The following is an 8677-nucleotide window of genomic DNA, read 5'->3' as shown; positions in this document are numbered from 1 at the left end:
ACGGATGGCTCCGCGCGGCATCGACACCGTGCTGCGGGTACAGGATGACCGCTCCTTCGGATCGCTGGTGTCCTTCGGCGTCGGCGGCCTGGCCACCGACCTGCTCCAGGACCGTGCCTACGCCGTCGTGCCGCTGAGCTCGCAGGACGCCGCCGATGTGATCACCGGTCCTAGGGCATTTCCGTTGCTGACCGGCTATGGCGGCAGCGAACCGGCGGACATCCGGGCCTTGATCGAGGTCGCGCTGCGACTGTCCCGGCTGGCTGACGACCTGCCCGAGGTGGTCGAGTGCGCGCTGGAACCGATGGTCGCGGCCGCTGCCGGAGCTCACGTGCTCAGCGCGCGGATCCGGATTGCCCCGCCGATCACGCGACATGACTCCGGAGCGCGGCGACTGCGCGGCTTGTGACCCCGGGCCGCCCGCACGGGCTCGGACGTCAGGCTCGGAGGTCAGGCCTGGCCGGGTTCCGAGTCCGGTTGCCGGGCAGCTGCGGGAGACAGCCGCAGCCACATTCGCTGATGCGGTCCCAGATCGGTGTCGAACATCGTGTCGAACGTTGTCCAACCATGACGGAGGTAGAAGCCGACTGCTGTCTCGCGCGCCATGCACCACAACACGGTGGCCCCGTCCGCACGGGCAATTCGCTCCGCCCCGTGCAGCACGGCAGTTCCGGCGCCGCTGCCGCGATGCCTTGGCTCGGTGGCCATTCCACGCAGTCGCCAGGCGTGTTCCCCGGGTAGCCAGGGGCACGGTTCGGGGAATATCACGCAGGCGCTGAGGAGGTCTTTGCCGTCGTAGGCACCAAGATGCACGGCACCCGGCTGGTCCTCGCCAGGCTGTGCGCTACCGCTCGGCATGCCCGGACGCAGCACTGATCGCCGCAATTCCCGGCTTTCGGCAGCTGTGATCTGCCGGACGGACAAAGAAATTTTCACCAGCCCAGGTTAGCGGTGTGAGGCCGAATAAGCCTATTTCGAAGGATGAATCTCACCTGCGGCCGGCTGGGCCAGAACGCGCCCGAAAAGACTCGCGACACGAATCGGGCCAAGATTTCACATTAATGATCAATTGGTGTCACACTTTCCGCTGGAATCACAACACATTGGGAGGACGAGCTTGAACAAGACCCAGTTCATCGACGCCGTCGCGGCTCGATTGAATGCAGACCACAAGTCCACCGCGGCCATCCTGGATGCGATCACCGACGAGGTCTACGCCAACGTCGTCAAGGGTGAGAAGGTGATCCTCACTGGTTTCGGCGCTTTCGAGAAGCGCGATCGGGCTGCTCGTATCGGGCGCAACCCGGCGACCGGTGCCAAGGTCCGGGTCAAGAAGACCTCGGTGCCAGCCTTCCGTCCGGGCACCGAATTCAAGGAGATCATCGCCGGGCGGCGCAAGGTCGCCAAGGCTCCGGCCAAGAAGGTTGCCACCAAGGCGGCTCCGGTGGTCAAGTCCGTGGCGGCCAAGACCGGTGCGGCAGCCAAGTCGACCGCTGCCAAGGCGACTCCGGCGAAGCCGGCTCGCGGCGCTGCCACCAAGACGGCTGCCGCGGCGAAGGCTCCTGCCAGGACCGCCACCAGGTCGGCGGCTCCGGCCAAGACCACCAACGGTTCGGCCACCAAGGCCGCGTCCAAGACCACGGCAGCCAAGACCCTGGCAACGAAGTCACCCGCGGCCAAGGCTCCGGCCAAGACCACGGCAGCCAAGACCCTGGCAACGAAGGCTCCGGCCAAGAGCGGCACGTCCAAGACCACGGCAGCCAAGACCCTGGCAACGAAGTCCCCGACGGCCAAGGCTCCGGCCAAGACCGCGGCAGCCAAGACCCTGGCAACGAAGTCCCCGGCGGCCAAGACCACGGGCGCCAAGGCCACCGCACGCAAGGCTCCGGCAAAGAACAGTCGCTGACACGGTGATGGCTCGGCGGTGCCGAGCCATCACGTCTCAGCCGGCTCGGCGCCGCCCGTTGCGGGCCTTGAGGTAGTCGGCCACCACGTACTCGCCGAGCGCGCCGGACTTCGGCAGGAAGACCCGTCCGCCGTTGCGGCGGCCCACTTCCTGCATGAAGTCGACCAGCCTGGGCTCGTCGTCCAGCATGAAGATGTTGATGGTGGCGCCGCGCCGGGTGCACCGCTGCACTTCGGCCAGCGTTGCCGCGATCGTCTCCCTCGACGGCGGCCAGCAGAAGTCGGAGTAGCCGTCGGGGGACAGGTGAGCGGTGGGCTCGCCGTCGGTGATCACCAGGATCACCGGCTCGGCGCCGCGGTGCTTGTCCAGGTGCCGGCGGGCCAGCATCAGCGCGTGCTGCAGGTTGGTGCCATACACCCGTTCCCAGTCGTGGTTCACCAGGTCCCGGGGGGACATCACGCGGGCGTAGTCGGAGAAACCGATGATCTCGATGGCATCCTGGGGGTACTTCGTGCTGACCAGCGAGTGCAGCGCCAGCGCGGTCGTCTTCGCCTCGCCCCAGGTGCCGCGCAGTTCCATCGAGTAGGACATGTCGACCAGCAAGGCCACCGCTGCCGAGGAACGGCGCTCGGTCTCGACCACCTCGAAGTCCTCGGCGCTCAGTCGCAGCCGTCCCGGGCCCGAGCGCAGCACGGCGTTGCGCACGGTGCGCACCACATCCAGGGGCTGCTCGTCACCGAAACGCCATTCCCGGCTGGCGCCGGTTATCTCACCGGCCGCCCCGGCGTCACGGACGTCGTGGTCGCCCCGACCGCCGGACTCGAGCGCGGCGAATACCTTGCGCAGCGCTGTGTTGCCGAGCCTGCGCAGTGCCCGCGGGCTGAGTTCCAGGCCACGGCCGCCCTGCTCGAGATATCCCTGCCGCTGCAGCTCGCGCTCGATCCGGCGCAACCGGTCCAGATCCTCGACCGCCTGCTGGCCCAAGGCCCGCTCGATGAGTTCCTCGTCGATGTCGGCCAGGCTGGCACCCGGGTAGTCCTGGCCGGCAAGTTCGGCGAGCTCGTCCAGGTCGGCGAGTTCGGCCAGGGCCTGGGTGCCATCGGCGTAACCCAGATCCTGCTGGCCCGAGATGCGTTCCGAGCCGCCCCACTGCAGATCGGGGCGGGCAGCCCGCAGCGACTGCTGGAGCCGGCCCAGCTGGTCGGCGAGACCCTCCTGGCTCAGCGCCTGGTCCATCAAGGAGCCGAGTTCGGCCCGCTGTTCGGGGGTGAGGGAGTTCATCAGGCGCTCGGCGGCCGCGGCGCGCCGGGCGAGGGAGTCGATGAGCTCGGCGAGGTTGGCCGGGTTGTCAGGGAAGAACTGGCCGTGCTTGTCCATGAATCCGGCGAAGTCGGCATCGGTGTGCTCGCCGCGGGCGTCGGCGTCGAGAAGGTCGTTGAGGTCGGCCAGCATCTGCCGGATCTGTTCCATCGCGCGCGGGTCGGGATCGGTCAGCGCATCGCGCAGCCCCGCGAACTGCGCGTCGAGCACTTCCGAACGCAGCAGGTCCGAGATCTGCTGGTAGGTCGCGGCCGCCTCGGGTGAGCGCCACTGGTAATCGGCCAGTTCCCGCACCGCCCGGGCAGTCTCGGCGGGCAAGGCGTCCAACTCGCTCTCTGCCAGCCGTGCCGAATCGTCCGGGTCGGGGAACAGCGCCGCACGCTCGCTCTCCAGCGCCTGGTCCAGCAGCTGGCGCACCTTGTTCAGGGTGCCGTCCAGCCGGCCGGTGTTGCGCAGCTTGCGAGCCTGGTTGCGCGCCCGCTGGCGCAGTGCGTCCAAACCGCTGCGGCCGTCCACCCCCGAGCGCATCAGCCGGTTCAGCGCGGACCGCGGTGACATCCCGGCCAGCACGTCCTCGCCGATCTCGTCGAGTGCCTGGCGGATGTCGTAGGGCGGTTCCAACGGGTCGGCGCCGCCGTGCCAGGCGCCGTAACGGATGCTCACGCCGCCACGTCGCCCGTCGGTCGAGCCGTTCCGGCCGGCTGCTCCCTCATGCGCCGTACACCGTCCGGTTGCCGGCCGATTCCTTGGCCAGCCGCTTGTTCAGGTAAAGCCCTTCCAGGGCGAACTCGACGGCGGCCGCGGCGATTCCGACGGTCGCCGGGCCCTCGTGCACGCTGTCGGGCTCCAGCCGTTCCAGCAGCGTCCCGAGTCCCGGGATGGTGCCGAGCTGCTCCAGCAGCCGGTCCGCCGACACGGTGTCGCCCGATTCCACCAGCAGCCCCGAGTCGAACTTCTGCTGCAACGGCCGCAGGTCCAGGCCCGCGAGCCTGGCCCGGCCGGTCTCGGCAACCGCACGCCGCAGCAGGTGCTCCAGCACCTCGAACTCGCGCCCCTCGTCGGTGTCGTCGAACTCGACCTTGCCGCGGGAGGCCGGCACGATGGCCGCCAGGTCCGAGACCCGGGCGACCGCGACCGGCTCGCCGTTGATCGCCGCCCGCCGGACGGCGGAGGCGGCCAGCGTTTCCACCGCGGCGATCGCCAACCGGGCCGACACCCCGGAGCGCTGGTCGACCTGCGGGGCATCGCGAACGTTGCGGGCGAACCGCGCCACCACTTCCAGCAGGTGCGAGGGAACCAGCGGGGCGCCGTGCGCCGTGACCTCGGCGCCGGCATCGCCGCCGCCCTCCCACAGCACGGCGGCTTCCTGGGCGATCAGCCGCAGCTCGTCGTCGAGGTCGATCGGGTAGTGGGTGCGGATCTCGGCGCCGAAGCGGTCCTTGAGCGGGGTGATGATGCGCCCGCGGTTGGTGTAGTCCTCCGGGTTGGCGCTGGCCACCAGCAACAGGTCCAACGGCAGCCGCAGCTGGTAGCCACGCACCTGGATGTCGCGCTCCTCCAGCACGTTGAGCATCGAGACCTGGATCCGCTCGGCGAGGTCGGGCAGCTCGTTGATCGCGAAGATCCCGCGGTTGGTGCGGGGCACCAGGCCGTAGTGCACCGTCTCGGGGTCACCGAGGGAGCGCCCTTCGGCCACCTTGATCGGGTCGATGTCACCGATCAGGTCCCCGACCGAGGTGTCCGGGGTGGCGAGTTTCTCGCCGTAGCGCTCGCTGCGGTGCCTCCAGCTGACGGGCAGCTCGTCGCCGAACTCGGCCAGCAACCGGTGGGAGGCCGGGGTGATCGGGGCGTAGGGGTGCTCGTTGAGCTCCGACCCGGCGATCACCGGCGTCCACTCGTCCAGCAACCCGATCAGCGTCCTGATCAGCCGGGTCTTGCCCTGCCCCCGCTCGCCCAGCAGAACTATGTCGTGGCCGGCCAGCAGCGCGCGCTCGACCTCGGGCACCACCGTCTCGTCGAAGCCGATGATGCCGGGCAGGCTCGGCAGGCCGGCGGCCAACCGGGCGATGAGGTTCTGCCGGATCTCGGCCTTGACGATCCGGTGCACGTGCCCCGAGGCGCGAAGCTCACCGAGCGTAGTTATTTCAGGTGCTGTAGTCACGCGGATGACGCTACGTCCCCGACCTCGTTTCGGCTACGTCCGGCGTGTCCTCTCCCGGGCGGGACGCACCGGCGGCCGCAGCTACCCGCGGTAGGGCTTGGCGCTCAGCAGGGCCACCGTCAGCGTCTTGCCGGTCGGCGTGGAGTAGGAGACCTCGTCGCCCTCCTTGGCGCCGGTCAGCGCCCGCCCGAGCGGTGAGGCCGAGGAATACACGTCCAGGTCCGTGGTGCCGACCTCTTCGCGCGATCCGATCAGGAACGTCTCGACATCGTCATCGTCGTCGCTGCCGGCACTGCCGAACCGGACGGTGACCACCATTCCGGGACCGGCGGTTCCCTCGGTGGTGGGGGCCTCACCGACCTTGGCCTCGCGCAGCAGCTTGGTGAGCTGCATGATCCGGCCCTCCTGCTTTCCCTGCTCCTCGCGGGCGGCGTGGTAGCCGCCGTTCTCCTTCAGATCGCCCTCTTCGCGGCGGGCGTTGATCTCCTGCGCCATCGCGGGCCGGTTGGCGATCAGCTCCTGGAGCTCCCTCGACAGGCGGTCATAGGCTTCTTGGGTAAGCCAGCTGGTCGACGGGGTCTCGGTACTCACGGTGACTCTCTCCAATGCTGCGCCGGCCAGGCTGCGCCCGGTCGGGGTGCGGGCGGTTACTTCGACTTCAAAACGTAACACCGGTGCCTGGGGTTCACCGAAAGGGCAGCCGCCGCCCGGCCGGGCAGGCGGGGCCGGGCCGGCCCGACCGCGGTGGCTCGCCGTGGCCGTGGCCGGGCCGACCCGGTGGCTCGCCGTGGCCGTCAAACCCCCGCGAGTAGGGGTCGTCCGGCCCATCGGGAACAATGGCAGGGTGCCCGATACTTCTGGTCCTGTGATCGCCGAACCGTCAGTTCCCGGACCCTCCCCGGCTCAGCAGGCAGAAGCCGCCCAGGCAGAAGCTGCCCAGGCAGAAGCTGCCCAGGCGGGCGCGAGCGAGCGGTTGCGGCTGATGTGCGTGCACGCCCACCCGGACGACGAGTCCAGCAAGGGCGCCGCCACGATGGCGCGCTACGTCGACGAGGGCGTCGAGGTGCTGGTGGTCAGCTGCACCGGTGGCGAGCGCGGCGACGTGCTCAATCCGGCGCTCAAGGGCCGTCCCGAGATCGAGGAGAACATCCGGGAGGTCCGCCGGGCAGAGATGGAGCAAGCCCAGCGGGTGCTCGGGTTCTCCCACCACTGGCTGGGGTACGTCGACTCGGGGTTGCCCGAGGGTGACCCGTTGCCGCCGCTGCCCGAGGGCTGTTTCGCGCTGGTGCCGCTGGCGGAGTCGACCCGGCGCCTGGTGGAGGTCATCCGCCGGTTCCGCCCGCATGTGGTGACGACCTACAACGAGGACGGCGGCTACCCGCACCCGGATCACATCCGCTGCCACGAGATCTCGGTGGCAGCCTTCGAGGCGGCCGGTGACCCGGAGGCCTTCGTGGGCACTGGAGACCCGTGGCAGCCGCTCAAGCTCTACTACGACGTGACGTTCACCCGGCAACGGGTCGAGGCCTTCCACAACGCCCTGGTCGAGCGCGGCATCGAGTCGCCGTACCAGGAATGGCTGCTCAACTGGGAGGAGCGCGCGGCCGGCCGGCGAATGCCGAAGGTGACCACCAGCGTCTACTGCGCCGACCACTTCGAGCGCCGGGACGCGGCACTGCTTGCCCATGCCACCCAGGTCGATCCGCAGGGCTGGTTCTTCAAGGTGCCGCTGGACGTCCAGCGCGAGGTCTTTCCGTGGGAGCAGTTCGAGCTGGCCCGCTCGCTGGTGGACACCGACATTCCTGAGGACGACCTGTTCGCCGGCGTCCGCGAGAAGGTGCACGCGACATGAGCGCACCCGCGGCGGTGCTGCTCGCGGCATCCGACACCGGCAAGGGCAGCCCGATCGGGTTGTTCGTGGTGCTGCTGCTGGTGATCGCGACGTACCTGCTGTACCGCTCGATGTCCGGTCACATCCGCCGGTTGCCGGAGAAGTTCCCCGGTTACGCCGACGGCGCCGATGAGGGTGCGGGTCCGGAGGCAGCCGGGCAGCCGGTCGCTTCGCCACCGCCGAGCCAGCCGAAGCAGCCGAGCCAGCCGAAGCAGCCGAGCCAGCCGAGCCAGCCGAAGTCGAAGCGGTCGGGCCCCGAGCGGCCCGCCTGACGAGCGGTTTCGCCACGAGGCTGGGGACGGTTCAGTGCCCAGCTCGTGACCGCTGAGCTCGTGACCGCTCAGCTCGTGACCGCTCAGCTGGTGCCGAGCAGGTACTCCCAGCCTTCTTGCCAGCCGAAGTCGCTGTCGATCAAGGTGTCCAGGGACCGCCCGGCGAGGGCCTGATCCAGTGCCCACCGGGTCGCGACGTGACCGATCAACAGTACCCGCCTTCCGTTCCAGCGCAGCGGGAGGTCGGCGAGAAAGCGGGTGGCCCGGTCCACGGCCTGGCGCCATGACTCACCGCCCGGATAGGCCTCGTCGAGAAAGCGCCGCCGGTCGCGGTGCACGGTCTCGGCCGGAGCGCCGTTGAGCTCACCGAAGTCGCACTCCCGCAGCCGCCAGTCGTGCAGGGCGGTCAACGTCGAGCCGGCGAAGGCGATCTCCGCGGTCTGCGCCGCCCGCCGCAGGTCCGAGGTGAACACGGCATCGATCCGGTCGGCGCGGCGGCGCCGGCCCAGTTCGGCGGCCAGCTCGCGGCCCCGGTCCGACAGCTGGCCAGGATGCCAGCCGGTGGCTATCCCCAGATCGTTGTCGGTGCTCCAGGAATGCGTTTCGAAGACGATCTCGATGCCGGTCATCCGCCGATCATGCTCCGGACCGGGTCAGTCGTCCTGGGTTCGCACCTGGGCCCGGCCTGCCTTGATCTGCCCGCGCTGCTTCTTGACGTCCAGCCGCCGCTGCCTGGCGCCGCGGGAGGGCCGGGTGGCCCGCCGGGGTGGCGGCGGGGGCGCCAGCGCCTCGCGCAGGTGGTTCACCAGCCGGGCCCGGGCAGCGAGCCGGTTCTGCAGCTGTGAGCGGTGCTCGGAGGCGGTGATGCTCAGCACGCCGTCCACCAGCCTGGGTGCCAGCTGGTCCAGCGCCCGGGACCGCTGCAACTCGGTCAGCGCGCTGGAGTGCAGCACGTCATAGCGCAGCTCCACCCGGCTGTCGGCGGTGTTGACACCCTGGCCGCCCGGTCCGGAGGAGCGGGAGAACCGTTCGACCAGCTCGCTGCCGGGCACCGTCAACCCGCTCGGCAGTCCACGGCCGGGCGGCACCACGAGATCGCCCGAGAAGCCGGACGTCATCGCCTGTCA

The 8677-nt window shown here is 69.7% G+C and carries 10 protein-coding genes; 4 read left to right on the top strand and 6 right to left on the bottom strand.

The genetic code is table 11. The features are described 5' to 3' along the window. Nucleotides 1–409, top strand: a 409-nt coding sequence (locus tag VF542_RS02040) for an acetate--CoA ligase family protein (protein WP_408650039.1), incomplete at its 5' end; no start/stop codon positions are given. 41 nt (nucleotides 410–450) lie between these two features. Here VF542_RS02040 and VF542_RS02035 read toward each other — a convergent pair. Continuing rightward, a complete protein-coding gene (locus VF542_RS02035; protein ID WP_408650038.1) occupies nucleotides 451–936 on the bottom strand; it encodes a GNAT family N-acetyltransferase in 486 nt (161 codons plus the stop codon). A 181-nt stretch (nucleotides 937–1117) separates the two neighbouring features. Between VF542_RS02035 and VF542_RS02030 the strand changes: the two genes are divergently transcribed. Continuing rightward, a complete protein-coding gene (locus VF542_RS02030; protein WP_408650037.1) occupies nucleotides 1118–1906 on the top strand; it encodes an HU family DNA-binding protein in 789 nt (262 codons plus the stop codon). Nucleotides 1907–1942: 36 nt separating this feature from the next. On the opposite strand, the gene VF542_RS02025 is transcribed toward VF542_RS02030, so the two are convergent. The 3 genes from VF542_RS02025 to greA form a co-directional block, all read right to left on the bottom strand. Next, nucleotides 1943–3889 (bottom strand): VWA domain-containing protein, encoded by a 1947-nt coding sequence (locus VF542_RS02025; RefSeq protein WP_408650036.1) that lies wholly within the window; start codon nucleotides 3887–3889, stop codon nucleotides 1943–1945. A gap of 46 nt (nucleotides 3890–3935) precedes the next feature. Next, complete coding sequence (locus VF542_RS02020; RefSeq protein ID WP_408650035.1) at nucleotides 3936–5387, bottom strand: sigma 54-interacting transcriptional regulator; 1452 nt, start codon at nucleotides 5385–5387, stop codon at nucleotides 3936–3938. Between the two features lie 81 nt (nucleotides 5388–5468). Beyond that, entirely contained in the window at nucleotides 5469–5978 is a 510-nt protein-coding gene (greA, locus tag VF542_RS02015) for a transcription elongation factor GreA (RefSeq protein WP_408650034.1), read from the bottom strand. 391 nt (nucleotides 5979–6369) lie between these two features. On the opposite strand from greA, the gene mca reads away from it, so the two are divergent. Next, a complete protein-coding gene (gene mca, locus VF542_RS02010) occupies nucleotides 6370–7239 on the top strand; it encodes a mycothiol conjugate amidase Mca (protein WP_408650040.1) in 870 nt (289 codons plus the stop codon). Beyond that, nucleotides 7236–7550 carry a hypothetical protein gene (locus tag VF542_RS02005; protein ID WP_408650033.1) on the top strand — a complete coding sequence of 105 codons (315 nt, stop codon included), beginning with the start codon at nucleotides 7236–7238 and terminating at the stop codon, nucleotides 7548–7550. The genes mca and VF542_RS02005 overlap by 4 nt, the downstream gene beginning before the upstream one ends. Before the next feature lie 83 nt (nucleotides 7551–7633). On the opposite strand, the gene VF542_RS02000 is transcribed toward VF542_RS02005, so the two are convergent. Then, a complete protein-coding gene (locus VF542_RS02000; RefSeq protein WP_408650032.1) occupies nucleotides 7634–8179 on the bottom strand; it encodes a histidine phosphatase family protein in 546 nt (181 codons plus the stop codon). 24 nt (nucleotides 8180–8203) lie between these two features. Next, nucleotides 8204–8668: an alternative ribosome rescue aminoacyl-tRNA hydrolase ArfB gene (gene arfB / locus VF542_RS01995; protein ID WP_408650031.1), complete on the bottom strand. Its 465-nt coding sequence runs from the start codon at nucleotides 8666–8668 to the stop codon at nucleotides 8204–8206. Between the last annotated feature and the right edge of the window lie 9 nt (nucleotides 8669–8677).

It is taken from the genome of Jatrophihabitans sp. (assembly GCF_036389215.1).
Classification (GTDB): domain Bacteria; phylum Actinomycetota; class Actinomycetes; order Mycobacteriales; family Jatrophihabitantaceae; genus Jatrophihabitans_A.
This window is presented reverse-complemented; position numbering and strand designations above follow the sequence as displayed.

What these genes read in the sequence shown, in the direction of transcription:
- mca (WP_408650040.1), top strand. Translation starts at nt 6,370, where the DNA reads ATGTGCGTGCACGCCCACCCGGACGACGAGTCCAGCAAGGGCGCCGCC.
- arfB (WP_408650031.1), bottom strand. Translation starts at nt 8,668, where the DNA reads ATGACGTCCGGCTTCTCGGGCGATCTCGTGGTGCCGCCCGGCCGTGGA.
- VF542_RS02000 (WP_408650032.1), bottom strand. Translation starts at nt 8,179, where the DNA reads ATGACCGGCATCGAGATCGTCTTCGAAACGCATTCCTGGAGCACCGAC.
- VF542_RS02005 (WP_408650033.1), top strand. Translation starts at nt 7,236, where the DNA reads ATGAGCGCACCCGCGGCGGTGCTGCTCGCGGCATCCGACACCGGCAAG.